The organism is Pseudomonas sp. HMSC063H08, assembly GCF_001813645.1.
GTDB lineage: Bacteria > Pseudomonadota > Gammaproteobacteria > Pseudomonadales > Pseudomonadaceae > Pseudomonas > Pseudomonas aeruginosa.
The window spans coordinates 318,131-343,529 of the sequence record NZ_KV813540.1; the positions used below are offsets into that span (position 1 = coordinate 318,131).

Sequence of the window (25,399 nt, forward strand, 5' to 3'; positions counted from 1 at the left end):
GGCCAGATGCTTTCAACTGCAAGCATCCGTTTGAGACAGGTCAAACGTTGCGGCGCAGGCCTGCCCGATAGTTCTGTTCAACAGAACGAGGCGCAGGAATCCCATGAACGGCATCCCACCCCTGTCTTCCCGCGACGCCCATGCCAGCCCGCCGCAACGGGTGCTGGAACGATTGCACAGCTCCGCCGCCGGCCTGGATGCGGACGAGGCCGCCCGCCGCCTGGCGGCGCACGGCTACAACCGGTTGCCCGCGCCGAAACGCCAGGGGCCGCTGCTGCGCTTGCTGCGGCAGTTCCACAACGTCCTGCTGTACATGATGCTGTTCGCCTCGCTGGTCACCGCGCTGCTCGGCTTCTGGGTGGACAGTGCGGTAATCCTCCTGGCGGTGGTGGTCAACGCGCTGATCGGTTTCGTCCAGGAGGGCAAGGCGGCCAACGCGCTGGACGCCATCCGCGACATGCTTTCGCTGCATGCCCTGGTCCTGCGCGACGGCCAGCGCCAGGCGCTGGACGCTGAACGCCTGGTACCGGGCGACGTGGTGCTGCTGGCCTCCGGCGACCGGGTGCCGGCCGACCTGCGGCTGTTCGAAACGAAGAACTTCCATGTCGACGAGTCGGCCCTGACCGGTGAGTCGGTGCCGGTGGAGAAGGGCTGCGTCGCGGTGGCCATCGACGCGCTGCTCGGCGACCGCCGTTGCATGGCCTATTCCGGCACCCTGGTGACCAGCGGCCAGGCGCGCGGAGTGGTGGTCGCCACCGCCGGGGATACCGAACTGGGCCGGATCGGTACGCTGTTGCGCGAAGTCCGCACCCTGGCCACTCCGCTGCTGCGACAGATCGCCAGCTTCAGTCGCTGGCTGGCCCTGGCGATCCTGCTGCTGGCCGGCGCCACCTTCGTCCTCGGCACCCTCTGGCAGGGCCAGCCGATGGTGGACATGTTCATGCTGGTGGTGGCGCTGACCGCCTCGGCGATTCCCGAGGGGCTGCCGGCGATCATGACGGTGATCCTCGCCCTCGGCGTACAGCGCATGGCCCGGCGCAACGCCATCGTCAGCCGCCTGCCGGCGGTGGAGACGCTGGGTTCGGTGACGGTGATCTGCTCGGACAAGACCGGCACCCTGACCCGCAACGAGATGACCGTGCAGCGTATCGTCACCGCCGACCAGGTGATCGAGGTCAGCGGCGCCGGCTACGCTCCGCTGGGTGGTTTCAGCCATAACGGCGAAGGCCTCGATCCCGCCGGACGCGACGATCTGCAGGAGATCGGTCGTGCGGCGCTGTTGTGCAACGAGGCGCGCCTGCACCAGGAGGGCGAGGCATGGCAACTGGAGGGCGACCCCACCGAAGGCGCGCTGCTCAGCCTCGGCCTCAAGCTGGGCCTCGATCCGCAGGCGCTGGCGGCGGAACGGCCACGCAGCGATGCGATTCCGTTCGAGTCCGAGCATCGCTTCATGGCCACCCTGCACCACGACCACGCGGGCCAGGCGATGGTCTACCTGAAGGGCGCGCCGGAGCGCATCCTCGACATGTGCGAGGCTGAACGGGTGGGCGACTCGGTGCGGCCGCTGGACCCGGACTACTGGCGGCGCCTGGCCACCGACACCGCCGCTCGCGGTCTGCGCCTGCTGGCCATCGCCCGGCGGGCGATGCCGGCAGAGCAGCGCACGCTGGATTTCGCCGACGTGGAACATGGCTTCACCCTGTTGGCCCTGGTGGGCATCATCGATCCGCCGCGCGAGGAGGCCGTGGCCGCGGTCGCCGAATGCCAGGCGGCGGGTATCGCGGTGAAGATGATCACCGGCGACCACGTCGACACCGCGCGGGCGATCGGCGCCATGCTCGGGATCGGCATCGACCGGCCGGCGCTGACCGGCGCGGAGATCGAACTGCTCGACGACCAGCGCCTGCGCGAAGTGCTGCCGGGCGTCGATGTGTTCGCCCGCGCCAGCCCCGAGCACAAGCTGCGCCTGGTGCAGGCCCTGCAGGCCAGCGGCGAGGTGGTGGCGATGACCGGCGACGGGGTCAACGATGCGCCGGCGCTGAAGCGCGCCGACGTCGGCGTAGCGATGGGCAACAAGGGCACCGAGGCGGCCAAGGAGGCGGCCGAGGTGGTCCTCGCCGACGACAATTTCGCCACCATCGCCAATGCCGTGCGCGAGGGAAGGGCGGTCTACGACAACCTGAAGAAATTCATCCTCTTCATGCTGCCGACCAACGGTGGCGAGGCGTTGATCGTGATCGCCGCGATCCTGTTCCAGCTGACCCTGCCGATGACGCCGGCGCAGATCCTCTGGATCAACATGGTCACCTCCAGCACCCTGGGCCTGGCGCTGGCCTTCGATCCGGCCGAGCGCGGCCTGATGCAGCGTCCGCCGCGCCCGCCGGCGGAGCCCCTGTTGTCGCTGTTCTTCGTCTGGCGGGTGCTGCTGGTCTCGCTGCTGATGATGGCGGGCGCCCTGGGCCTGTTCCTCTGGGAGCTGGAGCATGGCACCGGGCTGGAGAGCGCGCGGACCATGGCGGTGAACAGCGTGGTGGTGTGCGAGATGTTCTACCTGCTCAACAGCCGGCATATCTACGATTCGGTGCTCAGCCGCGAGGGCCTGTTCGGCAACCGCCAGGTCTTGCTGGCGATCGCCGCCTGCGTGGTGCTGCAACTGCTCTATACCTACGCGCCGCCGTTGCAGGCGCTGTTCGGCTCGGTCGGCCTGGCCCCGGGCGAGTGGGCGCGGGTGCTGCTGGCCGGGCTCGGCCTGTTCTGCGTCGCCGAACTGGAAAAGTGGCTATGTCGCCGGGTCCGTGCCCGGCAGGCCTGATGCCGCGAGGTCGCCCCTTTGGCCACGGCGCTGTGCCTTTGCCCGTGCGCCGCGCACCGACGACTGCGCCTCGGATCGCCCGGCCGAGAGCGGTCGCACGCGTGGCGATGGGCCGACAGTGAACCCGGGGACCAGGCGTGACTGGGTATTCAGTTCGCATAAAATGTGATCTAGATCACATTTAAACGTTTGCTTACCCTCTAGGACGGGTATCGTACTAGGTGCATCAAACGCCGCGGTCTATTGTTAAGTGGGACTGAAATGTGCCTTTCCGGCACAACGCCAACTCTATAGAGTGGGCTGACTGGACATCTTCAGGGGTCGTCGGGCACGGGCGCATGCGCCTCGGCAGGAAGCCGGGATTCTCGGACTGCCGTACAACGTGCCGGATATCGGGTGCCGAATCCATATTTGGCTGATTGGTTAATAGTTTAAGAAGAACGTAGCGCTATGGCCTTGGTTGACGGTTTTCTTGAGCTGGAACGCTCAAGTGGAAAATTGGAGTGGAGCGCCATCCTGCAGAAGATGGCGAGCGACCTTGGATTCTCGAAGATCCTCTTCGGCCTGTTGCCTAAGGACAGCTAGGACTACGAGAACGCCTTCATCGTCGGCAACTACCCGGCCGCCTGGCGCGAGCATTACGACCGGGCTGGCTACGCGCGGGTCGACCCAACGGTCAGTCACTGTACCCAGAGCGTACTGCCGATTTTCTGGGAACCGTCCATCTACCAGACGCGAAAGCAGCACGAGTTCTTCGAGGAAGCCTCGGCCGCCGGCCTGGTGTATGGGCTGACCATGCCGCTGCATGGTGCGCGCGGCGAACTCGGCGCGCTGAGCCTCAGCGTGGAAGCGGAAAACCGGGCCGAGGCCAACCGTTTCATGGAGTCGGTCCTGCCGACCCTGTGGATGCTCAAGGACTACGCACTGCAGAGCGGTGCCGGACTGGCCTTCGAACATCCGGTCAGCAAACCGGTGGTTCTGACCAGCCGGGAGAAGGAAGTGTTGCAGTGGTGCGCCATCGGCAAGACCAGTTGGGAGATATCGGTTATCTGCAACTGCTCGGAAGCCAATGTGAACTTCCATATGGGAAATATTCGGCGGAAGTTCGGTGTGACCTCCCGCCGCGTAGCGGCCATTATGGCCGTTAATTTGGGTCTTATTACTCTCTGATCTTGCCTCTCAGGTCGGCGAGCTGGCGATCGGTAATTTGCCCTTCTATATAGAAATGCAAAAGCAGGTATATAGGGAAGGGCAGGTTCTCGCCATTCTCGAAACGACTGCCGCAGGATTGGCTTATCCCGAAGCGGCTCCAGAAAGTTTCCTGGCTTTCCCGTCGGGCGGTGCGGGTGGCCTTTGCCCGGAAGGCCATGTTTTGGGGCTGTGTTCTCTCGTGTGAAGCCATTGCTCTGATCTTTTCGGACGTTTCTTCGAGCCTAGCAAGGGTCCGGGTTCACCGAAATCTATCTCATTTGCTAGTTATAAAATTATGAAATTTGCATAAATTCTTCAGCTTCCTATTTGGAGGAAGTGAAGATGATCGTACAAATTGGTCGGCGCGAAGAGTTCGATAAAAAACTGCTGGGCGAGATGCACAAGTTGCGTGCTCAAGTGTTCAAGGAGCGCAAAGGCTGGGACGTTAGTGTCATCGACGAGATGGAAATCGATGGTTATGACGCACTCAGTCCTTATTACATGTTGATCCAGGAAGATACTCCTGAAGCCCAGGTTTTCGGTTGCTGGCGAATTCTCGATACCACTGGCCCCTACATGCTGAAGAACACCTTCCCGGAGCTTCTGCACGGCAAGGAAGCGCCTTGCTCGCCGCACATCTGGGAACTCAGCCGTTTCGCCATCAACTCTGGACAGAAAGGCTCGCTGGGCTTTTCCGACTGTACGCTGGAGGCGATGCGCGCGCTGGCCCGCTACAGCCTGCAGAACGACATCCAGACGCTGGTGACGGTAACCACCGTAGGCGTGGAGAAGATGATGATCCGTGCCGGCCTGGACGTATCGCGCTTCGGTCCGCACCTGAAGATCGGCATCGAGCGCGCGGTGGCCTTGCGCATCGAACTCAATGCCAAGACCCAGATCGCGCTTTACGGGGGAGTGCTGGTGGAACAGCGACTGGCGGTTTCATGACGGGGACCTGTCGGCTCGCGCCGGCGCGTTCTCTGTCGGAGAGGGAGCGCCTGGCGTCGATGCCGAATCCGCTGTAAAGCGAGTCCGACCCGCTCCGGACTCGCTATCAGGCATCGCCGGACCAGGGCGCCGGGCTGCCGAACAGGCGTCCCATGGCGCCACGCAAGCCCATTTCCCGCAGTACTTCGAGTTCACCGTGGGTTTCCACCTGTTCCGCGATCAACGGTAGATCGATGCTGTGGGTGGTGCGATAGACCGCTTCGATGAACAACCGCTTGTCGCCTTCCCGGTCGACGGCATGCAGGTAGCAGCCGTCCAGCTTGAGGTAGGCCAGCCCCAGATGGGTAAGGTTGCCGATCAGGCTGAAGCGACCGCCGAAATGCTGCAGGCCGAGACCGCAGCCCAGTTCGCGCAGGACCTGGCTGAGGCGCTCCAGTTCGGCCGCGGCTGGCAGGTGCCGCTCGTCCAGTTCCAGGGTCAGCTGGCGCGCCTCCTGCGGATGCGCCTTGAGCAGGGCCAGTAGTGGGGCGAACGCCTGCGCATTGCGGACGCTGGCGGCCGACAGGCTCAGCGCCAGCGGCCGTGGATGGCGCCGCAGGTGCTCCAGGCTCTGTTCGAGCATCGCCAGGTCCAGGCGCGCGGCCCAGCCGAAACGTTCTATCCAGGGCAGGAAGCGCCCGGCGGCGATGGCCGTGGCCTGCGGGTCGAGCAGGCGCGCGAGGACCTTGTGGTGGAGGACGCGCTGGGTGTCCAGGCAGTCCACCACCGGCTGGAAATAGAGCAGCAGGCGGCGCTCCGTCAGGGCCTGGTCGATCCAGTCGTGCCAGTCCTGGCTATCGTTGAGCGCCGCGAGCGCGGTGCCGTCCTGGCTCGCCCAGGGCTGGGCGGGCTGGCTTTCGGCCTGGGCCAGGGCCTGGTCGGCACGGGCCAGGAGATCCGCGGGCGAGTCGCCTTCGGCGAACGCGCTGATACCGAGATAGGCGACCGGCGTGAGATCGCTGGCACCGGTGCGGGCAAGATTCTCCAGGCCTTCGCAGAGTTCCTCGGCCAGGCGTTCGGCCTGCTCGCGGGAGCAACCGGGAGCCAGCACGGCGAACTCGCCGCCGCGGCTGCGGGCCAGCAGCCAGTCGGCGCGCCCTTGCTGGCCGCAGGAGTCGACCAGCAAGCGGGCGACCGCCTGGATCAATTCATCCGTGCGTTGCCCGCCGAGACGCTGGTTGAGCCCGTTCAGGTCGTTCAGGCGCAGCAGCAGGAGCTGCCCGGCATGCTCGTGCTCGCCGGCACCCAGCTGTTCGTTGAGGCGGGCGTCGAACAGGCGCCGGTTGGGCAGGCCGGTGAGACTGTCCTGGTAGGCCTGGGCGCGTAGCTTGTCGCTACGCGCAGCCTCCTCGGCGAACAGCGTGCGAAGTTTCTCCACCATCTGGTTCATCGCCTGCACCACGCGGCGCAGCTCCGGCGTGCGCGGCAGCCTGGGCAGGCTGAGGAATTCCCGCCGGCTGATGGCATGGGCCTGGCGTACCATCTGGTCGAGCGGGCGCAGTTGGCGGCGCAGCAGCCAGCCGCCAAGCAGCAGGCTCGCCGCGCCGCAGGCCAGCAACCAGTAGAGGCTGCCCAGGGCGCTGTCCCACAGGCGCGCCAGGGCGAATTGCGGATGGCTGACCACCTCGACCCGCGCCGCCTGTTCCCAGCCGCGCATGATCAGCGCGTCGCCACCCTGGGGCTGGAGATCCACCAGGCGCGCGAACCAGCCTGGCACCGTGCGCTCGTCATGCGCCTGCACGCGCTCGACCAGCGGCTTGCCGCTCTTGATGTCGATCACCCGGATGCTGGCGAAGTAGCCGCTGTCGAAGATCGAGCTGACCATCAGTTGCACCATCGCCGGGTCGTCCACGTGCGGCGTCAGGGACAGGCCGAGGGCGGTGGCGGCGTCCTGGGCATGGGAGCGCAACTGGCCGCGCAACTGCTCGCGGGAGTTCTCCACGCTGCTGACGAAGCTGCCGCTGAAGGCGACGACGAGGAACAGGCAGATGGCGAGGAACAATTGCTTGAGCAGTGACATTCAATCCTCCTTGGGGGCGTCGAGGTCGAGGCCTTCGGCGCGCATCTTGGTCAGCAGGTCCTGCCAGCGCGACAGCTTCTTGCTGTCGCCGGTCCGGCGTCCGCCGTCGGCGCCGGGCAGCCAGAGGCCCTCGGCATTGAAGGCGTACACCGGCAACAGGTCGTCGCGTTGCGAAGCGGGGCGGATCTCGCCGATCAGGTTGTCCAGCACCAGTGGGTCGGCGCCCGGGCTGGCGTACCAGGTCAGCACCATGTGCGCCTGGTTCAGGCGCAGGGCCTTGACGTAGGTGATGCGCAGCTTGTCGCTGGCGACGCCGAGGCGACGCAGGGTCACGTACTTGGCGATGGCGTAGTCCTCGCAGTCGGCGGCGCCCTTGACCAGCGCTTCGACCGGAGTCGCCCAGTAGTCTTCCTGTCGCCAGATCTCGATGTCGTCGGTGAAGCGTAGCGACTGGTTGAAGAAGTCGTTGACCGCGCGCAGCTTGGCCGCTTCGTCGAGCGTGCCGCCCTGTTCGAGCAGGCGGCCCCAGTCGCCCAGGCGTGATTTCGCCGCGCCCAGCTCGCCGTAGCGCTGCTCGGCACGGCTCAGTATCGACTCCAGGTCCCACTGCGCCAGCGCCGCGCCGACTGCCAGCAGCAATGTCGCCGCCAGCGACAGCAGCCAGGGGGCGTAGGCCCTGGGGCAGGGCCGGCGGGCGCCGGGGGTTGGGGACATCGAGCGGGCTCCGGAAGGACTCAGCGAAGTCTACGAGAGCGCCGGGCGGCCTGCCAGCGCGGGGTGTCCGGCGAAACTGACAGGATTGTCATTCAGGGGTCAGGGTGGGGTCCCGCTGCGCTGCTTATAAAGAAGAACGAAGTCGGCCGCGCGAGGCCGGCGACTGGGAAAGGTGGACAGATGCAGGCGTTGCGCAGTGGTGGGGGGCGGGTCCTGGTGGGCGTGCTGGCGGCGGGCCTGGTCGCCTTCGGCGGTTGGGCATGGCTCGGCGGCGACGCCGGGGCGAAGGCGGCGCCCGCGCCGGCCAGGGTCCCGGTGAACGTGGCGCGGGTGGAGCGGCGCGACGTCGAGCAACAGGTCAGCGGCATCGGTACGGTGACTTCGTTGCACAACGTGGTGATCCGCACCCAGATCGACGGCCAGTTGACCCGCCTGCTGGTGAGCGAAGGGCAGATGGTCGAGGCGGGCGAGTTGCTGGCGACCATCGATGACCGCGCCGTCGTCGCCGCGCTGGAGCAGGCGCAGGCCTCCAGGGCGAGCAACCAGGCCCAGCTGAAATCCGCCGAGCAGGACCTGCAACGCTACCGCAGCCTGTATGCCGAGCGTGCGGTGTCACGCCAACTGCTGGACCAGCAGCAGGCGACGGTCGACCAGTTGCGCGCGACCCTGAAGGCCAACGATGCCACCATCAACGCCGAGCGGGTGCGCCTGTCCTACACCCGGATCACCTCGCCGGTATCCGGCAAGGTCGGTATCCGCAACGTCGATGTCGGCAACCTGGTGCGGGTCGGCGACAGTCTCGGCCTGTTCAGCGTGACCCAGATCGCACCGATCTCCGTAGTCTTCTCCCTGCAACAGGAACAGTTGCCCCAGTTGCAGGCGCTGCTCGGCGGCGAGGCGGCGGTGCGCGCCTACAGCCGCGACGGCGGGAGCGCGCTGGGCGAGGGCCGGTTGCTGACCATCGACAACCAGATCGACAGTTCCACCGGCACCATCCGCGTGCGCGCCTCCTTCGATAACCGCCAGGCCCGGCTCTGGCCCGGGCAGTTCGTCGCGGTGAGCCTGCACACCGGGGTCCGGCGCGACCAGTTGGTGCTGTCGAGCAAGGCGGTGCGCCGCGGCCTGGAGGGCAATTTCGTCTACCGGGTCGCCGCCGACCGGGTCGAGGCGGTGCCAGTGCGGGTGCTCCAGGACATCGACGGCCTCAGTGTGGTGGAAGGCCTGGCCAGCGGTGACCAGGTGGTGGTGGACGGCCACTCGCGGCTGATGCCAGGCGCCCTGGTCGATATCCAGGAGCCGCGCCCGAGCCTGGCCCAGGTCACGGAGCGGCGGCCGTGACGCCGCGCGCCGGGATTTCCGGCTGGTGCGTACGGCACCCGATCGCCACCGCGCTGCTGACCCTGGCCTCGCTGCTGCTGGGGCTGCTGGCGTTCCTCCGGCTCGGCGTGGCGCCGTTGCCGGAGGCGGACTTCCCGACCATCCAGATCAACGCCTTGCTGCCCGGCGGTAGCCCGGAAACCATGGCCTCGTCGGTGGCCACCCCCTTGGAAGTGCAGTTCAGCGCGATTCCCGGGATCACCGAGATGACCTCCAGCAGCGCCCTGGGCACCAGCACCCTGACCCTGCAGTTCAGCCTCGACAAGAGCATCGACGTCGCCGCCCAGGAGGTCCAGGCGGCGATCAACGCCGCGGCCGGGCGGCTGCCGGTGGACATGCCGAACCTGCCGACCTGGCGCAAGGTCAACCCGGCGGACAGCCCGATCATGATCCTGCGGGTCAACTCGGAGATGATGCCGCTGATCGAACTCAGCGATTACGCCGAGACCATCCTCGCCCGCCAGCTCAGCCAGGTGAACGGCGTGGGGCAGATCTTCGTGGTCGGCCAGCAGCGCCCGGCGATCCGCATCCAGGCCCAGCCGGAGAAGCTCGCCGCCTACCAGCTGACCCTGGCCGACCTGCGCCAGTCGTTGCAGTCGGCCAGCGTCAACCTGGCCAAGGGTGCGCTCTACGGCGAGGGGCGGGTGTCGACCCTCGCGGCCAACGACCAGTTGTTCAACGCCAGCGACTATGACGACCTGGTGGTCGCCTACCGCCAGGGCGCGCCGGTGTTCCTCAAGGACGTGGCGCGGATCGTCTCGGCGCCCGAGGACGACTACGTGCAGGCCTGGCCGAACGGCGTGCCCGGGGTGGCGCTGGTGATCCTCCGCCAGCCTGGGGCGAACATCGTCGATACCGCCGACGCGATCCAGGCCGCATTGCCGCGCCTGCGCGAGATGCTCCCGGCGACCATCGAGGTAGACGTGCTCAACGATCGCACCCGGACCATTCGCTCATCGCTGCACGAGGTCGAACTGACCCTGCTGCTGACCATTGGCCTGGTGGTGCTGGTGATGGGCCTGTTCCTCCGCCAGCTGTCGGCGACCCTGATCGTCGCCACGGTGCTGGCGGTGTCCCTGAGCGCCAGCTTCGCGGCGATGTACGTGCTCGGCTTCACCCTCAACAACCTGACCCTGGTGGCGCTGATCATCGCCGTCGGCTTCATCGTCGACGACGCCATCGTGGTCGTGGAGAACATCCACCGACACCTGGAAGCGGGCGCCTCGAAGGTCGAGGCGGCGCTCAAGGGCGCGGCGGAGATCGGCTTTACCGTGATTTCCATCAGCTTCTCGCTGATCGCCGCGTTCATTCCCCTGCTGTTCATGGGCGGGATCGTCGGCCGGCTGTTCCGCGAATTCGCGGTCAGCGTGACGGTGGCGATCCTGATCTCGGTGGTCGCTTCGCTGACCCTGGCGCCGATGCTGGCTTCGCGCTTCATGCCGGCATTGCGGCATGCCGAAGCGCCGAGAAAGGGCTTCGCCGAATGGCTGACCGGCGGCTACGAACGCGGCCTGCGCTGGGCGCTCGGGCACCAGCGGCTGATGCTGGTCGGCTTCGCCTTTACCGTGCTGGTGGCGGTGGCCGGCTACGTCGGGATTCCCAAGGGTTTCTTCCCCTTGCAGGACACCGCCTTCGTCTTCGGCACGAGCCAGGCTGCCGAGGATATCTCCTACGACGACATGGTCGCCAAGCACCGGCAACTGGCCGAGATCATCGCCAGCGACCCGGCGGTGCAGAGCTACAACCATGCGGTGGGCGTCACCGGCGGTAGCCAGAGCCTGGCCAACGGGCGTTTCTGGATCGTCCTCAAGGACCGTGGCGAGCGCGATGTCTCGGTCGGCGAGTTCATCGACCGGCTGCGCCCGCAACTGGCCAAGGTGCCGGGAATCATGCTCTACCTGCGCGCGGCGCAGGACATCAACCTCAGTTCCGGACCCTCGCGGACCCAGTACCAGTACGCCCTGCGCAGCAGCGACAGCACCCAGCTGGCGCTCTGGGCGCAACGCCTCACCGAGCGCCTGAAGCAGGTGCCGGGGCTGATGGATGTGTCCAACGACCTGCAGGTCGGCGCCAGCGTCACCGCGCTGGACATCGACCGGGTGGCCGCGGCGCGTTTCGGCCTCAGCGCCGAGGATGTCAGCCAGACCCTCTACGACGCCTTCGGCCAGCGCCAGGTCGGCGAGTACCAGACCGAGGTCAACCAGTACAAGGTGGTCCTCGAACTCGATGCGCGCCAGCGCGGCCGCGCGGAAAGCCTGGACTGGTTCTACCTGCGCTCGCCGCTGAGCGGCGAGATGGTCCCGCTGTCGGCCATCGCCAAGGTCGCGGCGCCGCGCTCCGGGCCGCTGCAGATCAACCACAACGGCATGTTCCCGGCGGTCAACCTGTCCTTCAACCTGGCTGCCGGGGTGTCTCTCGGCGAGGCGGTGCAGGCGGTGCAGCGCGCCCAGGAGGAGATCGGCATGCCCTCGACCATTATCGGCGTGTTCCAGGGCGCGGCGCAGGCCTTCCAGAGTTCGCTGGCCTCGCAACCGCTGCTGATCCTCGCCGCGCTGATTGCGGTGTACATCATCCTCGGCGTGCTCTACGAGAGTTTCGTGCATCCGCTGACGATCCTTTCGACCCTGCCCTCGGCGGGGATCGGCGCGGTGTTCCTGCTCTGGGCCTGGGGCCAGGACTTCTCGATCATGGCGCTGATCGGCATCGTGCTGCTGATCGGTATCGTCAAGAAGAACGGCATCCTCATGGTCGACTTCGCCATCGTCGCCCAGCGCGAGCAGGGCATGAGCGCGGAGCAGGCGATCTACCAGGCCTGCCTGACCCGTTTCCGGCCGATCATGATGACCACCCTGGCCGCGCTGCTGGGCGCGATACCCCTGATGATCGGCTTCGGCACCGGTTCCGAGCTGCGCCAGCCTCTGGGCATCGCGGTGGTCGGCGGGCTGCTGGTGAGCCAGGTGCTGACCCTGTTCAGCACGCCGGTGGTATACCTGGCCCTGGAGCGGCTGTTCCACCGGCGCGGGGCGACGACCTCGGACGGCGGAACCGCTGGGGCGACGGCGACATGAGGCGTAACGGACACGGCTTTCCTGGACGGCGGCGCGTGGCTAGGATGCAGGCAGGCATGCGTCCCGCCCGGGATGCGAAGGCGAACAGAGGATCGGGCGATAGATGCGGGTACTGATTGTCGAAGACGAGGCGAAGACGGCGGACTACCTGAACCGTGGCCTCAGTGAACAGGGGTTCACCGTGGACCTGGCGGACAACGGCATCGACGGTCGCCACCTGGCGCTCCATGGCGAGTACGACGTGATCGTGCTCGACGTGATGCTGCCGGGCGTCGACGGCTACGGCGTTCTGCGGGCGTTGCGCGAGCGGCGGCAGACCCCGGTGATCATGCTCACCGCGCGCGAGCGCGTGGAAGACCGGGTGCGCGGGCTGCGCGAGGGCGCTGACGACTACCTGATCAAGCCGTTCTCCTTCCTCGAACTGGTCGCCCGCCTGCAGGCCCTGACCCGGCGCGGCGGCAACCACGAAAGCCATTCGCAGATGCGCATCGCCGACCTGTCCATCGACCTGCTCAGCCGCAAGGTCTTCCGCGGCAACACTCGCCTGGAGCTGACTGCCAAGGAGTACGCGCTGCTCTGCGTGCTGGCCCAGCGCAGCGGCGAGATCCTATCGAAGACGGCGATCGCCGAACTGGTCTGGGACATCAACTTCGATACCGATACCAATGTCGTGGAGGTGGCGATCAAGCGCCTGCGCGCCAAGCTCGACGGTCCGTTCGAGAACAAGCTGCTGCATACCATCCGGGGCATGGGCTACGTCCTGGAGAACCGTGCGCTGGCGGAGTCGGGCTGAGGTGGGCATGTCCTTGTCGACCCGCCTGGCGGGAATGTTCGCCGGCGCCGCGGTGGTGATCTTCGCCCTCATCGGCACCATGCTCTATTGCATCCTCGACCGCCAGACCGAGCGCCTGCAGCAGGGCGAGGTGGACGTGCGCTTCAACATGGTCTCGCGGATGCTCGACCATCCCGACCTGGCCGAGCGCTGGCCGCACCTGCAGGGCAAGCTGGACAACCTGAGCCAGGAGTACGAGCTGATCCGTTTCTGGATTGACAGCGACGACCCGCGCTATCACTACGGGCGCTTCAGCGAACCGGTGCAGCGGCTGATCGCCGATGGCGCCGGCCGCTACGAACTGCAGTTGCCGGAGCACCGGTACGCGCTGACTGCGCGGGTCGGCGTGTTGCCGGCGCGCGAGGGGCGGCCGCGGCTGACCTACGTCACCGCCATCGACAGCGCGGCGTTCCACGAGGCGCGGACCTCCACCGTGAAATGGCTGCTCGGCCTGTCCGCCCTCGGCGTACTGCTGGCCTCGTTGCTCGGCCACTGGATCGCCCGCCTGGGCCTGTGGCCGGTGCATCGGCTCTCCGAGGAGGCCCGGCGGATCAGCCCGCGGCAGTTGTCGCAGCGCTTGCAGCTCTCGCCGCTGCCGGCCGAGCTGCGCGAGCTGGTGGGGGCGTTCAACGGCGCCCTGGACCGCCTGGAGCAGGCCTACGTGCGCCTGGAGTCGTTCAATGCCGACGTCGCCCACGAGCTGCGCACGCCATTGACCAACCTGATCGGCCAGACCCAGGTGGCGTTGTCCCGCGAACGCAGCGGCGAACATTACGAAGAGGTCCTGCAATCCAACCTGGAGGAGCTGGAGCGGCTGCGGGCGATCGTCAACGATATGTTGTTCCTCGCCCGCGCCGACCAGGGACGCCTGGCCTGCGAGCGTGAGGAAACCTCGCTGGCCGGCGAGATCGCCACCACGGTGGATTTCCTCGAGGTGATCTTCGACGAGGCCGGGGTCGGTATCGAGGTGCGCGGCGAGGCCCGCGCGCTGGTCGAGCGCGCCCTGTTCCAGCGGGCGGTGACCAACCTGCTGTACAACGCCGCCCAGCACACCGCCGCCGGCGGCACGCTGCGGGTCGGCGTCGAGCGGCGTGGCGACGAAGTGCGGGTGGCGGTGAGCAACCCCGGCGTGCCGATCGCCGACGAGCACCGCAGGCACCTGTTCGAGCGCTTCTATCGGGTCGACGCGGCGCGCAGCAACAGCGAGGCCAACCATGGCCTCGGCCTGTCCATCGTCAAGGCGGTGGCGAGCATGCACGGCGGTTCGGTGTTCGTCGACAGCGCGGACGGCTGGAACACCTTCGGCTTCACCGTGCTGAGCCCCGAGCGGCGCGGGCCCGGCGACCGCTTGCCGCTGGGCGAGGGCGATCCGGCGCTGTCCTGAGCGGGCCCTCAGGCGTCGTGCGGCGGGCGGGTCTTCTGGCGGAGGATATAGATGCTGACCAGTACCGCGCTGGTCAGCATGAAGCCCTGGGCCCAGGGGCGTCGGACCAGGTAGCAGGAAAGGGCGATGCTGGCCCACATCAGGCCGATGGCGTAGACCTTGCCCTTGAGCGGGATGCCTTCGCCGTCGAGATAGTCGCGGATCCACGGGCCGAGCCGTGGATGGCCGACCAGCCAGTGGTAGAAGCGCGGCGAGCTGCGCATGAAGCAGGCCGCCGCGAGGAGCAGGAAAGGCGTGGTCGGCAGCACCGGCAGGAAGATGCCGATCACGCCCAGGGCTACGCTTAGGAAACCCACGGCCTGGAGGCTATAGCGCACCCAGGCGCGAGCGCTCGGGCGAATTTCCCGCTGCGCCACCGCGGCGCTCCTTAGTGCGTGCGCGGCTTGAGCAGGGCGGGCTTTTCTTCCGGCGCCTGGCAGAGCAGGAACAGGTTGGTCAGCAGGTCGGGAATCTGCGCGACCATGTCGTCCACCAGGTGGCGGTCGCGGGCGATCTCGTCGAACTCGGGCTGCTCGTCGAACAGGCCGGAGCCGACCATGATCGGTAGCAGCAGCTCGCTGACTTCCTCCTCGGCCTGCTCGAACCAGACTTCCTCGCGAAGGAACACGCCTTCCATGAAGCCGATGCACCAGCCGCGCAGGTCGGAGTCGTCCGGCTCGTCGCCGAGGTCGAGGTCGCAGGGCAGCTCGAGGTCTTCGTCGCTGGCCAGCACGCGGGTGATGTGCGCCTTGAGCTGCTCGAGGGAAGTCTCGATCTCCTGGCGCTCCTCATCGCTGCGGTAGTGCGGCGGTTCGGCGAACAGGGCGTCGATCCACTCCCGCTCCGGCACCTGCTCCGGGCAGATGGAGAGGGCGGTCAGGTAGCCGTGGGTCGCCACGTAGTCCAGCGCTTCTTCGTGCAGGTCATCGGCATCGAGGAAGGCTTGCAGACGGGACAGTTTTTCGGCGAAGGACATCAGGGTACTACCTCGGGAGGGATGCGGCTCTGGATTGTAGTCCAGACGGGACCTGCGGGCAAAGCGAGCGTGCCTGCTGCGGCGCCCTGGCGAGCGTTTCACGGAGGCTCTCGGCGAAGTTGGCCCGGACCTTGCTCCATCCCTTGCGCAAGCCACGACGCAATCCCTTCGCAAATGGAGAATTCCCATGGCCGTCGCCCCTGGTGTGTTGTTGCCGCCGACGCCTGATGTAAAGCCCAAGGCCGCTGCGCCGAAGAGCCAGCAGAAAACGCCTGAGCCTAGTAACGACAAGACTTCCAGCTTCTCCGACATGTATGCCAAGGAGACCGCGAAGAAGCCCGCCGAGCGCGCCGACGGTCCCGCGAAGGGTTCGCGGGACAAGCCGCGGGACGCCGGCAAGGACGCCGCCGAAGCGCAGCCGACGGATGCCGTCAGGCAGCCGGCCGTTGCCGAAGACGGCAAGCCTTTGCCGGCCGACGGCCAGGCCAAGGCCGACGGCGAAGATAAAGTCGAAACGCCGGTCGATCCGCTGCAATTGCTCGGTCTCGGCGGTGCCGTACCGTTGCTCGACGAGAATACCCAGGCGACTTTGCTGCCACCGGCCGTGCCGACGGCCAGCAGTGCTCCGGCCAGCCTTACCGAAGCCAGCAGCGACCCGACCCTGGTCAAGCTCAACGGCGTGCCGGCGGTGAACATGGCCCTGGAGCAGGGCGCCCAGGACGCCGCGCAGACGGCGAAAGGCGGGCCGGCGAAGAGCGCCGATCCCCGCCAGGCGAGCCTCGGCGATGCCCTTGCCGGCCTGACCTCGGATTCCTTGACCAAGGCCGTCGACGGCAAGGCGCTCGAGGCCCAGTTGCAGCAGACCGCCGAGCCGGCCGTCGCCAGCGCCGCCTCCGAGAGCCTGCTGGAGAGCAAGGCGGAGCCGCGCGGCGAGCCTTTCGCGGCCAAGCTCAACGGGCTGACCCAGGCCATGGCGCAACAGGCCCTGACCAACCGTCCGGTGAACGGTACGGTGCCCGGCCAGCCGGTGGCGATACAGCAGAACGGCTGGAGCGAGGCGGTAGTGGACCGGGTGATGTGGATGTCCAGCCAGAACCTGAAGTCGGCGGAGATCCAGCTCGACCCCGCCGAACTGGGACGCCTGGACGTGCGCATCCACATGACCGCCGACCAGACCCAGGTGACCTTCGCCAGTCCCAACGCCGGCGTTCGCGACGCCCTGGAAAGCCAGATGCACCGGCTGCGCGACATGTTCAGCCAGCAGGGCATGAACCAGCTCGACGTGAACGTCTCCGACCAGTCGCTGGCGCGGGGCTGGCAGGGCCAGCAGCAGGGCGAGGGCGGATCGGCGCGCGGACGCGGCTTTGCCGGCGACGCCTCGGGCGATGAGGAAACCCTTGCCGGAGTCAGCGAGATCCGCAGCCGGCCGGGTTCCTCGGCGGCGCGCGGTCTGGTCGACTACTACGCCTGAGGCGAACGACTGCATTTCCCCTTTGGGCCTCCTGCGGGAGGCCTTTCTTTTTCCGGAGCGGGCGATTTCGCAAAAGACGGGGATGATTTCCTGTGGCCAGGCTGTAATATCCGCGCCGTCTATCATCTCGGACAGCATTCCGGGGCTGGCCCCAGGGGGCGGGGCGGCGTTGCAGAAATGGCACAACCCTTGCTCTGCCCCTGTGAAACCCTTCATTTGACGCTATAGCGACGGATTTTTGGCATGGCTAAGAAAGAGGCGACACCCGCCGACGCGGGGGCTCCGAGCGGCGGCAAGAGCAAGCTGAAGCTGATCCTGCTGATCGTGGTCGGCCTGCTGCTGGCGATCGGCCTGTCGGTGGGCGGCACCTGGTTCTTCCTCAGCAAGTCGCTGAAGGCCGAGAAGACCGAGGAAGTCGCCAGCGAGGCGGCGAAGCCGGGCAAGCAGCCGGCGCTCTACGAGATCCTGGCGCCGGCCTTCGTCGTCAACTTCAACCAGAACGGCCGGCAGCGCTACATGCAGGTCGGCGTCGCGTTGATGGGGCGCGACAAGGCGCAGATGGACGCATTGCGCGAGCACATGCCGCTGGTTCGCAATAAACTGGTGATGCTGTTCTCGAGTCAGAGTTTCGACTCGCTGGTGACGCCGGTGGGCAAGGAGATGCTCCGCCAGCAGGCGACCGCCGGATTGCAGGAACTGGCCAAGAAGGAAACCGGCCAACTGGCTATCGAACAAGTGTTGTTCACCAATTTCGTGCTGCAGTAGGTATCCCATGGCCGTGCAAGATCTGCTTTCCCAGGATGAAATCGACGCGCTGTTGCACGGCGTCGACGATGGCCTGGTGGAAACCGAAGTCGAGGCGACGCCGGGATCGGTCAAGTCCTATGACCTGACCAGCCAGGACCGCATCGTCCGGGGCCGCATGCCGACCCTGGAGATGATCAACGAGCGTTTCGCCCGCTACACCCGCATCAGCATGTTCAACCTGCTGCGCCGTTCGGCCGACGTCGCGGTCGGCGGCGTGCAGGTGATGAAGTTCGGCGAGTACGTGCACTCGCTGTACGTTCCCACCAGCCTCAACCTGGTGAAGATGAAGCCGCTGCGCGGCACCGCGCTGTTCATCCTCGACGCCAAGCTGGTGTTCAAGCTGGTGGACAACTTCTTCGGCGGCGACGGCCGCCACGCCAAGATCGAGGGCCGCGAGTTCACCCCGACCGAACTGCGGGTGGTGCGGATGGTGCTGGAGCAGGCCTTCGTCGATCTGAAGGAAGCCTGGCAGGCGGTGCTGGAGATGAACTTCGAGTACGTCAACTCGGAGGTCAACCCGGCCATGGCCAACATCGTCAGTCCCAGCGAGGTGGTGGTGGTCTCCACCTTCCACATCGAACTGGACGGCGGTGGCGGCGACCTGCACATCACCATGCCCTATTCGATGATCGAGCCGATCCGCGAGATGCTCGACGCCGGTTTCCAGTCCGACCACGACGACCAGGACGAGCGCTGGATCAAGGCCCTGCGCGAGGACGTGCTGGACGTCCAGGTACCGCTCGGCGCCACCGTGGTCCGCCGCCAGCTCAAGCTGCGCGACATCCTGCACATGCAGCCGGGCGACGTGATCCCGGTGGAGATGCCGGAACACATGGTGATGCGCGCCAACGGCGTGCCCGCCTTCAAGGTCAAGCTGGGCGCCCACAAGGGCAACCTGGCGCTACAGATTCTCGAAGCGGTCGAGCGCTCGCGCTGATCGCTTCCCCCGGAGGAAAGACGAACCATGGCAGACGAAGAAAAAGTGACCACCGAGGAACAGGCACTGGCCGACGAGTGGGCGGCGGCGCTGGCCGAGGCGGGCGACGCCAGCCAGGACGACATCGATGCGCTGATGGCCCAGGGCGGCGCGACTCCCGTGGCGGAGCCGAGTACCCCGCGGGCGCCGATGGAAGAGTTCGGCGCTTCGCCGAAGGCACCGACCATTTCCGGCCTGGAGGGGCCCAACCTGGATGTGATTCTGGACATCCCGGTGACCATTTCCATGGAGGTCGGGCATACCGACATCAGCATCCGCAACCTGCTGCAGCTGAACCAGGGGTCGGTGATCGAACTCGATCGCCTGGCCGGCGAGCCGCTGGACGTACTGGTCAACGGCACCCTGATCGCCCACGGCGAGGTGGTGGTGGTGAACGAGAAGTTCGGCATCCGCCTGACCGACGTGATCAGTCCCAGCGAACGCATCAAGAAGCTGCGCTGACATGCGTCGCTACCTGTTCGCCGGCTTCCTGCCGGCACTCGCCTCGCTGAGCGCGCCGCTGTGCGCCGCGGAGGGGACGACGGGTGCCGCCGCGCCGACGGTGGGCGCCGCTTCCGGCGCCGCCGCGCAACTGGCCCAACTGGTGCTCGGCCTGGGCCTGGTGATCGGCCTGATCTTCCTGCTCGCCTGGCTGGTGCGCCGGGTGCAACAGGCCGGTCCGCGCGGCAACCGCTTGATCCGCACCCTTGCCAGTCAGCCGCTGGGTCCGCGCGACCGGCTGGTGCTGGTGCAGGTCGGCGAGGAGCAGATCCTGCTCGGCCTGACGCCCGGCCGGATCACGCCGCTGCACGTGCTCAAGGAGCCGGTACACCTGCCGGACGGCGAGCCGGCCACGCCGGAATTCGCCCAGCGCCTGCTGGAGCTGCTGAACAAGGACCCCAAGGGTAAGCCATGACTCCGCGCATCTCCCTGGCCGGCGCGCTCGCCGCGCTCTGCCTCCTGCTGCTGGCGCCGTGGCCGGCGCTGGCCGCCGACCCGACATCGATCTCGGCGATCACCGTGACCACCAACGGCCAGGGCCAGCAGGAGTATTCGGTCAGCCTGCAGATCCTGCTGATCATGACCGCGCTGAGCTTCATCCCGGCGTTCGTCATGCTGATGACCAGCTTCACCCGGATCATCATCGTCTTCTCCATCCTGCGCCAGGCGCTGGGCCTGCAATCGACGCCGTCGAACCAGGTGCTGGTGGGGCTGGCGCTGTTCCTGACCATGTTCGTCATGGCCCCGGTGTTCGACAAGATCAACAGCCAGGCCCTGCAGCCCTACCTGAACGAGCAGATTCCCGCCCAGGAAGCCCTGCAAAAGGCCGAGGTACCGCTGAAGGCGTTCATGCTGGCGCAGACTCGCACCTCCGACCTGGAGCTGTTCGTGCGCCTGTCCAAGCGCACCGACATCGGCAGCCCGGAGGCGACGCCGCTGACCATCCTGGTCCCGGCCTTCGTCACGTCCGAGCTGAAGACCGCGTTCCAGATCGGCTTCATGATCTTCATCCCGTTCCTGATCATCGACCTGGTGGTGTCCAGCGTGCTGATGGCGATGGGCATGATGATGCTGTCGCCGCTGATCATTTCCCTGCCGTTCAAGATCATGCTGTTCGTCCTGGTGGATGGCTGGGCGCTGATCATCGGGACGCTGGCGGGCAGTTTCGGCACCGTCTAGCGGTGCCGCCGGCTTGACGCGCCGCTGGCGCGCTGGAGAGAGACATGACCCCTGAGGTGGCACTCGACCTGTTCCGCGAGGCGTTGTGGCTGACGGCGCTGATCGTCGGCGTGCTGGTGGTTCCGAGCCTGCTGGTCGGTCTCGTGGTGGCGATGTTCCAGGCCGCCACCCAGATCAACGAACAGACCCTGAGCTTCCTGCCGCGCCTGATGGTGATCCTGCTCACCCTGATCGTGCTGGGCCCCTGGCTGCTGCGGCAGCTGATGGAATACACCCAGACGCTGATCGGCAACATCCCGCTGCTGATCGGCTGATGCTGGAGCTGACCAACGCGCAGATCGGCGGCTGGATCGCCAGCTTCGTGCTGCCGCTGTTCCGGGTCGCGGCGCTGCTGATGACCATGCCGGTGATCGGCACCCAGTTGGTGCCGGTGCGGGTGCGACTGTACCTGGCGCTGGGCGTCTGCGTGGTGCTGGTGCCGAACCTGCCGCCGATGCCGCAGGTGGACGCGCTGAGCATGAAGGCCATGCTGCTGATCGGCGAGCAGATCCTGGTCGGCGCCTTGCTCGGCTTTTCCCTGCAGTTGCTGTTCCACGCCTTCGTGATCGCCGGGCAGATCATCTCGATGCAGATGGGCCTGGGCTTCGCTTCCATGGTCGACCCGGCCAACGGCGTCTCGGTGCCGGTGCTCGGCCAGTTCTTCACCATGCTGGTGACGCTGCTGTTCCTGGCGATGAACGGCCACCTGGTAGTGTTCGAGGTGATCGCCGAGAGCTTCGTCACCCTGCCGGTGGGCGAGGGCCTGAGCGGCAACCATTTCTGGATCATCGCCGGCAAGCTCGGCTGGGTGATGGGCGCGGCGCTGCTGCTGGCGCTGCCGGCGATCACCGCGCTGCTGGTGGTGAACCTCGCCTTCGGCGCCATGACCCGCGCGGCGCCGCAGCTGAACATCTTCTCCATCGGCTTTCCGTTGACCCTGGTGCTGGGCCTGGTGATCCTCTGGATCGGCACCGCCGACCTGCTCAGCCAGTACCAGGTGCTGGCCGGCGAGGCCCTGCAATTCCTCCGTGAACTGGTGCGGGCGAGGTAGCCATGGCCGAGAGCGAGAGCGGGCAGGACAAGACAGAGGAACCCACGGAGAAACGCCGCCGCGAGGCGCGCGAGAAAGGGCAGTTGCCGCGTTCGCGGGAGCTGAACACCCTGGCCATCCTCATGGCCGGCGCCGGCGGCCTGCTGATCTACGGCGCCGACCTGGCGGGCGCCCTGTTGCGCCTGATGCGCAGCAATTTCGAGCTGTCCCGGGAAACCGCGATGAATACCGAGAGCATGCTGCAATTGCTCGGCGCTTCGGCCTACCTGGCGGCCCAGGGGCTCTGGCCGATCCTGCTGATGCTGCTGGTGGCGGCGATCGTCGGGCCGATCGCCCTCGGCGGCTGGCTGTTCTCGATGGACGCCCTGCAACCCAAGTTCAGCCGGCTCAACCCGCTGTCGGGGCTGAAGCGGATGTTTTCCGCCAAGTCGCTGCTCGAACTGAGCAAGGCGCTGATCAAGTTCCTGGTGGTGCTGGCGGTGGCCCTGCTGGTGCTATCCGCCGACCGCGACGCCCTCCTGGCCCTGGCGCACCAGCCGCTCGAGCAGGCGATCCTGCACAGCGTGCGGGTGGTCGGCTGGAGCGCCTTCTGGATGGCCTGCAGCCTGCTGCTGATCGCCGCGGTGGACGTGCCCTACCAGATCTGGGACAACCGCCAGAAGCTGCTGATGACCAAGCAGGAAGTCCGCGACGAATACAAGGACTCCGAGGGCAAGCCCGAGGTCAAGTCGAAGATCCGCCAGATGCAGCGCGAGATGGCGCAGAGACGGATGATGGCGGCGGTGCCGGAGGCCGACGTGGTGATCACCAACCCGACCCACTTCGCCGTAGCCCTGAAGTACGACCCGGCGGGCGGCGGGGCGCCGCTGCTGCTGGCCAAGGGCAACGATTTCCTGGCCCTGAAGATCCGCGAGGTGGCCCAGGAGCACAAGGTGATGGTCATGGAGTCGCCGGCGCTGGCGCGAGCGGTGTACTACTCCACCGAGCTGGACCAGGAGATTCCCGCCGGGCTCTATCTCGCCGTGGCCCAGGTGCTGGCCTATGTCTACCAGCTCAAGCAGTACCAGGCCGGCAAGGGCAAGCGGCCGAGCCCGTTGAAGGACCTGCCGATCCCGCCGGACCTGCGTCGCGACGAGTGACCTGGCTGGAGCTACGCGCCGCGCTGTGGCAGCCTTGGCCGGTACCCGCTCGGGATGAGAGCTTTGCCGTTCATGGATCGAACCTTGTCTGATCGTATTTTCCCGCCTGTCCTCCTGTTGCTCGCCCTGGCCTGGCTGCTGCCCTGGATGCCTGCGCACGCCGAAGCGCCGGCGGAATGGGTCGCCTTGCCCCTGTCGGAGCGGGTGGTGGATGCCACCCACACGCTGGACGAGGCGACGCGCCAACGCCTGGTAGAGAAGCTCGAGGCGCTGGAGCGGCGACGCGGTGCGCAGATCGCGGTGGTGATGCTGCCGACTACCGGTACCCTCGATATCGAAGCCTTCTCCGACAAGTTGTTCCAGGCCTGGAAGCTCGGCCGCAAGGCGGTCGACGACGGTCTGCTGCTGGTGGTGGCCAAGGATGACCGGCGCATGCGCATCGAGGTCGGCTACGGCCTGGAGGGTGCGGTGCCCGATGTGGTCGCCGGGCGGATCATTCGCGAGCGGATGGCCCCGGCATTTCGCGAGGGTGACTACGCCGGCGGGATCGAGGCCGCGGTGGACGAGCTGATCCGCCTGGTCGACGGCGAAACGCTGCCGGCGGCCGCGTCGTCGGGTGCGCCGAAAGTCTCGCTGGGGCAATTGCCGGCGGAAGCCTGGGCGCTGCTGGTCGCCTTCATCTACGGATCGTTGGCCGGAGTGCTGTTGAGTGCCCGGGCGCTGCGCTGGCCCTGGCTGCTCGGCGGGGCGCTGCTCTGCTGGCTGTTGGGCACGCTGGCCGGCGCTTCCGGCGAATGGATGAGCGTGCTGCTGGTCGCTCCGCTGTGCATGCTGGTCGGCGGCGCGACCTTCGGCGCGCTGTGGACGGTGCGCCCGGCCTTCTACCTGGTGATCGGCGTACTGGTCTATGTAGCCCTGCTCGGGCTGGCGGCGCATTGGTTCAGCGCGGTGTCCTTCATCTACGGCCTGCTGTGGCCGGCCGGGGTGCTGATGCTGGCGGTTCTCTGCTGGTCGAACTACCGCCTGATGCGCTCGCTATGGCGCGAGCGGCGGAAAAGTTTCCACCGCCGACTGTGGGCGTTGCTGGCGGCCTACCTGCTGCTCGGACTGCTGTCCGGTGGCCTGGACGCACCGCTGGTCTGGCTGGCCCTGCTACCGTTCCAGCTCATGCTCGGGCTGCTGGTGTTCGGCCAGGTACGCCTGAGTGGGGGTGGTGGAGGCTCGTCGGGAAGCTCCGGCGGCGGTTCCTCCTCCTCCTCCTCTTCCTCCTCGTCGTCCGGCGGCTTTTCCGGGGGCGGTGGTTCCAGCGGCGGAGGCGGTGCCTCGGGCAGTTGGTAATGGGTTCCCGTTCATTTCATTCGGAGACAAGGATGTCTGCAATCACGCGTTATCTCGCCATGCTTCGCCTGTTCGGCATGCTGCTCTGCGCCGCCGCGATTCCCTCCGTTGCCACCGCGACGGTGCCGGTCACCGTCGCGGTGGCAGCGTCCGATGTCGAGGAGGAGGCCGTGGAGGCATCGGCGGTCGGCGCCGAGGCCGAGGCAGCGCGCGATGCGGGCTACGAGTCCGCGGAGGTTCCAGCGCTGGCGCGGCGGGTGACCGACCTTACCGCGACCCTCGACGCCGCCGAGCGTGCCCGCCTGGAAGCTTCGCTGGCCGCGCTGGAGGCCCGGAAGGGTGCCCAGGTAGCGATCCTGATGGTGCCCAGCACCTATCCGGACAGCATCGAGGCCTATGCGACGCGGGTCTTCGAGGCGTGGAAGCTGGGGCGCAAGGGGATCGATGACGGCGTCCTGGTGCTGGTGGCGAAGGACGATCGGCGCATGCGCATCGAAGTCGGTTATGGCCTGGAAGGAACGATCACCGACATCGATGCCGGGCGGATCATCCGCGAATACATGACCCCTGCGTTCCGTCAGCAAGACTACGCCGGCGGCCTGGAAGCGGCGGCGCAGCGCCTGGTACGACTGATCGACGGCGAGGCGTTGCCGCCGCCGCGCGACCCGCTGGAGCCCGGCGCGGTACGGCAGACCCTGGCTATCGCATTCCTGCTCGGCGCTCTCGGCGGGGTGGCGCTGCTGGTACGCCCGCGCGCCTGGTACTGGACCCTGGGGGCGGTAGTGGCGCTCGCTGCGGCGTTGGCACTGGGGCGGCACTGGCCGGCAGGGGCGATGGTGGCGCTGGCGGAGATGGTGGCGGTCCTGGGCGTCGGCTTCGGCGCGTTGCTCAAGTATTCGCGCGGCGCCCGCTGGTTCTTCGCCATTCTTGTGCTCTATGCGCTGGGGCTGTTCTGGGCCTACGGCCGTTATGGCCTGCCGGTGCTTCATTACGGATTGGCCGTGCCGCTTTCGCTGGGGCTGACCCTGCTGATGCTGGCCGGTGCCTGGCAGGGGCTGCGCAGAGGACGGCGCTGGGCCTACCTGCCGGGCCTGCTCGGCCTGCTGCTGACCCTGGCCCTGGAGTGCCTGCTGTTGCTGGTGGACGACCCGCTGAACAGCATCGAGGCGCTGATCATCCTGCCCGCCGCTTGCCTGCCGCTGCTCATCGGTTGCAATTTCAGCGCCGGCGGCTCGGGGGGAGGGCGTCGGCGCGGCGGCGATTACGCTAGCTCATCGGGGTCCTCGTCTTCCTCGTTTTCCTCGTCGTCGAGTTCGTCCAGTTCGTCTTCGGACTCGTTCTCCGGCGGCGGAGGCTCGAGTGGCGGCGGTGGCGCCTCCGGTAGTTGGTGATTGGCGAAAACCCTTTTCAATCAATGAATTGAAAAGTTGGAACGGTTCCTGCAGTGACCCGCCCGACGCGCATTCCGGCGTCAAAAGTTTGTTCGGCGCCCACCTAC

22 protein-coding genes and 1 pseudogene are annotated in these 25,399 nt (G+C 67.0%); 18 read left to right on the plus strand and 5 right to left on the minus strand.

Translation table 11 applies throughout. From position 1 onward, the window contains the following. Positions 1-103: 103 nt before the first annotated feature. Together HMPREF2924_RS23920 and lasR are read left to right on the plus strand one after the other, a co-directional pair. Positions 104-2,812 carry a cation-transporting P-type ATPase gene (locus HMPREF2924_RS23920; protein WP_003116553.1) on the plus strand — a complete coding sequence of 903 codons (2,709 nt, stop codon included), beginning with the start codon at positions 104-106 and terminating at the stop codon, positions 2,810-2,812. A gap of 450 nt (positions 2,813-3,262) precedes the next feature. Next, a pseudogene (gene lasR, locus HMPREF2924_RS23925) lies at positions 3,263-3,982 on the plus strand (transcriptional regulator LasR). Here the strand turns inward: lasR and rsaL are convergent. After that, the gene (rsaL, locus tag HMPREF2924_RS36585) at positions 3,972-4,214 is read right to left on the minus strand and encodes a quorum-sensing transcriptional regulator RsaL (RefSeq protein ID WP_003083010.1); all 243 of its coding nucleotides are present in this window, start codon (positions 4,212-4,214) and stop codon (positions 3,972-3,974) included. The pseudogene lasR and the gene rsaL sit on opposite strands and share 11 nt — an antisense overlap. A gap of 131 nt (positions 4,215-4,345) precedes the next feature. Here rsaL and lasI point away from each other — a divergent pair, with 131 nt between their 5' ends. Next, complete coding sequence (lasI, locus tag HMPREF2924_RS23935) at positions 4,346-4,951, plus strand: acyl-homoserine-lactone synthase LasI (protein WP_003083017.1); 606 nt, start codon at positions 4,346-4,348, stop codon at positions 4,949-4,951. Positions 4,952-5,057: 106 nt separating this feature from the next. Here lasI and lapD read toward each other — a convergent pair whose 3' ends face one another. Together lapD and lapG are read right to left on the minus strand one after the other, a co-directional pair. Further along, positions 5,058-7,010, minus strand: coding sequence for a cyclic di-GMP receptor LapD (lapD, locus tag HMPREF2924_RS23940; RefSeq protein ID WP_003133237.1), 1,953 nt, complete (start codon positions 7,008-7,010; stop codon positions 5,058-5,060). Beyond that, a complete protein-coding gene (gene lapG / locus HMPREF2924_RS23945; protein WP_003124937.1) occupies positions 7,011-7,724 on the minus strand; it encodes a cysteine protease LapG in 714 nt (237 codons plus the stop codon). A gap of 180 nt (positions 7,725-7,904) precedes the next feature. Here lapG and mexM point away from each other — a divergent pair, with 180 nt between their 5' ends. From mexM to HMPREF2924_RS23965, 4 genes are all read left to right on the plus strand, one after another. Beyond that, positions 7,905-9,062: a multidrug efflux RND transporter periplasmic adaptor subunit MexM gene (gene mexM, locus HMPREF2924_RS23950; protein WP_003133235.1), complete on the plus strand. Its 1,158-nt coding sequence runs from the start codon at positions 7,905-7,907 to the stop codon at positions 9,060-9,062. Beyond that, positions 9,059-12,169, plus strand: a complete 3,111-nt coding sequence (gene mexN / locus HMPREF2924_RS23955; protein ID WP_003133233.1) for a multidrug efflux RND transporter permease subunit MexN — start codon at positions 9,059-9,061, stop codon at positions 12,167-12,169. Before mexM ends, mexN begins: the two co-directional genes overlap by 4 nt. A 103-nt stretch (positions 12,170-12,272) precedes the next feature. Beyond that, positions 12,273-12,962: a heavy metal response regulator transcription factor gene (locus HMPREF2924_RS23960; protein WP_003083028.1), complete on the plus strand. Its 690-nt coding sequence runs from the start codon at positions 12,273-12,275 to the stop codon at positions 12,960-12,962. Continuing rightward, positions 12,940-14,385, plus strand: coding sequence for a sensor histidine kinase (locus HMPREF2924_RS23965; protein WP_003133231.1), 1,446 nt, complete (start codon positions 12,940-12,942; stop codon positions 14,383-14,385). Before HMPREF2924_RS23960 ends, HMPREF2924_RS23965 begins: the two co-directional genes overlap by 23 nt. 8 nt (positions 14,386-14,393) lie before the next feature. On the opposite strand, the gene HMPREF2924_RS23970 is transcribed toward HMPREF2924_RS23965, so the two are convergent. Together HMPREF2924_RS23970 and HMPREF2924_RS23975 are read right to left on the minus strand one after the other, a co-directional pair. Next, entirely contained in the window at positions 14,394-14,801 is a 408-nt protein-coding gene (locus HMPREF2924_RS23970) for a YbaN family protein (RefSeq protein ID WP_003087079.1), read from the minus strand. Between the two features lie 11 nt (positions 14,802-14,812). Then, on the minus strand, positions 14,813-15,400 hold the full coding sequence (locus tag HMPREF2924_RS23975; RefSeq protein ID WP_003083037.1) for a UPF0149 family protein: 588 nt from the start codon (positions 15,398-15,400) through the stop codon (positions 14,813-14,815). Between the two features lie 187 nt (positions 15,401-15,587). On the opposite strand from HMPREF2924_RS23975, the gene HMPREF2924_RS23980 reads away from it, so the two are divergent. The 11 genes from HMPREF2924_RS23980 (at position 15,588) to HMPREF2924_RS24030 (ending at position 25,292) form a co-directional block, all read left to right on the plus strand. Beyond that, a complete protein-coding gene (locus tag HMPREF2924_RS23980; RefSeq protein ID WP_003133228.1) occupies positions 15,588-16,871 on the plus strand; it encodes a flagellar hook-length control protein FliK in 1,284 nt (427 codons plus the stop codon). A 243-nt stretch (positions 16,872-17,114) separates the two neighbouring features. Next, entirely contained in the window at positions 17,115-17,636 is a 522-nt protein-coding gene (fliL, locus tag HMPREF2924_RS23985; protein WP_003083042.1) for a flagellar basal body-associated protein FliL, read from the plus strand. Between the two features lie 7 nt (positions 17,637-17,643). Beyond that, complete coding sequence (gene fliM / locus HMPREF2924_RS23990) at positions 17,644-18,615, plus strand: flagellar motor switch protein FliM (RefSeq protein ID WP_003083045.1); 972 nt, start codon at positions 17,644-17,646, stop codon at positions 18,613-18,615. Between the two features lie 27 nt (positions 18,616-18,642). Next, positions 18,643-19,116 carry a flagellar motor switch protein FliN gene (fliN, locus tag HMPREF2924_RS23995; RefSeq protein ID WP_003083049.1) on the plus strand — a complete coding sequence of 158 codons (474 nt, stop codon included), beginning with the start codon at positions 18,643-18,645 and terminating at the stop codon, positions 19,114-19,116. A 1-nt stretch (position 19,117) separates the two neighbouring features. Next, a complete protein-coding gene (fliO, locus tag HMPREF2924_RS24000; protein WP_003083051.1) occupies positions 19,118-19,570 on the plus strand; it encodes a flagellar biosynthetic protein FliO in 453 nt (150 codons plus the stop codon). Further along, complete coding sequence (gene fliP / locus HMPREF2924_RS24005) at positions 19,567-20,334, plus strand: flagellar type III secretion system pore protein FliP (RefSeq protein WP_003083052.1); 768 nt, start codon at positions 19,567-19,569, stop codon at positions 20,332-20,334. The genes fliO and fliP overlap by 4 nt, the downstream gene beginning before the upstream one ends. Before the next feature lie 44 nt (positions 20,335-20,378). Beyond that, positions 20,379-20,648: a flagellar biosynthesis protein FliQ gene (gene fliQ / locus HMPREF2924_RS24010; protein ID WP_003133225.1), complete on the plus strand. Its 270-nt coding sequence runs from the start codon at positions 20,379-20,381 to the stop codon at positions 20,646-20,648. Beyond that, positions 20,648-21,424 (plus strand): flagellar biosynthetic protein FliR, encoded by a 777-nt coding sequence (gene fliR / locus HMPREF2924_RS24015; protein ID WP_003133221.1) that lies wholly within the window; start codon positions 20,648-20,650, stop codon positions 21,422-21,424. Before fliQ ends, fliR begins: the two co-directional genes overlap by 1 nt. A 2-nt stretch (positions 21,425-21,426) precedes the next feature. Further along, on the plus strand, positions 21,427-22,563 hold the full coding sequence (flhB, locus tag HMPREF2924_RS24020; RefSeq protein WP_003083056.1) for a flagellar biosynthesis protein FlhB: 1,137 nt from the start codon (positions 21,427-21,429) through the stop codon (positions 22,561-22,563). Positions 22,564-22,635: 72 nt separating this feature from the next. After that, complete coding sequence (locus HMPREF2924_RS24025; protein ID WP_003133218.1) at positions 22,636-23,901, plus strand: TPM domain-containing protein; 1,266 nt, start codon at positions 22,636-22,638, stop codon at positions 23,899-23,901. 32 nt (positions 23,902-23,933) lie between these two features. After that, entirely contained in the window at positions 23,934-25,292 is a 1,359-nt protein-coding gene (locus tag HMPREF2924_RS24030; protein ID WP_003133216.1) for a TPM domain-containing protein, read from the plus strand. The last annotated feature ends 107 nt before the right edge of the window (positions 25,293-25,399 follow it).

Bases quoted from the DNA above. Each gene is read 5' to 3' on its own strand.
- HMPREF2924_RS23920 (WP_003116553.1), top strand. From the start codon at position 104: ATGAACGGCATCCCACCCCTGTCTTCCCGCGACGCCCATGCCAGCCCG.
- rsaL (WP_003083010.1), bottom strand. From the start codon at position 4,214: ATGGCTTCACACGAGAGAACACAGCCCCAAAACATGGCCTTCCGGGCA.
- lasI (WP_003083017.1), top strand. From the start codon at position 4,346: ATGATCGTACAAATTGGTCGGCGCGAAGAGTTCGATAAAAAACTGCTG.
- lapD (WP_003133237.1), bottom strand. From the start codon at position 7,010: ATGTCACTGCTCAAGCAATTGTTCCTCGCCATCTGCCTGTTCCTCGTC.
- lapG (WP_003124937.1), bottom strand. From the start codon at position 7,724: ATGTCCCCAACCCCCGGCGCCCGCCGGCCCTGCCCCAGGGCCTACGCC.
- mexM (WP_003133235.1), top strand. From the start codon at position 7,905: ATGCAGGCGTTGCGCAGTGGTGGGGGGCGGGTCCTGGTGGGCGTGCTG.
- HMPREF2924_RS23960 (WP_003083028.1), top strand. From the start codon at position 12,273: ATGCGGGTACTGATTGTCGAAGACGAGGCGAAGACGGCGGACTACCTG.
- HMPREF2924_RS23975 (WP_003083037.1), bottom strand. From the start codon at position 15,400: ATGTCCTTCGCCGAAAAACTGTCCCGTCTGCAAGCCTTCCTCGATGCC.
- HMPREF2924_RS23980 (WP_003133228.1), top strand. From the start codon at position 15,588: ATGGCCGTCGCCCCTGGTGTGTTGTTGCCGCCGACGCCTGATGTAAAG.
- fliL (WP_003083042.1), top strand. From the start codon at position 17,115: ATGGCTAAGAAAGAGGCGACACCCGCCGACGCGGGGGCTCCGAGCGGC.
- fliM (WP_003083045.1), top strand. From the start codon at position 17,644: ATGGCCGTGCAAGATCTGCTTTCCCAGGATGAAATCGACGCGCTGTTG.
- fliN (WP_003083049.1), top strand. From the start codon at position 18,643: ATGGCAGACGAAGAAAAAGTGACCACCGAGGAACAGGCACTGGCCGAC.
- fliO (WP_003083051.1), top strand. From the start codon at position 19,118: ATGCGTCGCTACCTGTTCGCCGGCTTCCTGCCGGCACTCGCCTCGCTG.
- fliP (WP_003083052.1), top strand. From the start codon at position 19,567: ATGACTCCGCGCATCTCCCTGGCCGGCGCGCTCGCCGCGCTCTGCCTC.
- fliQ (WP_003133225.1), top strand. From the start codon at position 20,379: ATGACCCCTGAGGTGGCACTCGACCTGTTCCGCGAGGCGTTGTGGCTG.
- fliR (WP_003133221.1), top strand. From the start codon at position 20,648: ATGCTGGAGCTGACCAACGCGCAGATCGGCGGCTGGATCGCCAGCTTC.
- flhB (WP_003083056.1), top strand. From the start codon at position 21,427: ATGGCCGAGAGCGAGAGCGGGCAGGACAAGACAGAGGAACCCACGGAG.
- HMPREF2924_RS24025 (WP_003133218.1), top strand. From the start codon at position 22,636: ATGGATCGAACCTTGTCTGATCGTATTTTCCCGCCTGTCCTCCTGTTG.
- HMPREF2924_RS24030 (WP_003133216.1), top strand. From the start codon at position 23,934: ATGTCTGCAATCACGCGTTATCTCGCCATGCTTCGCCTGTTCGGCATG.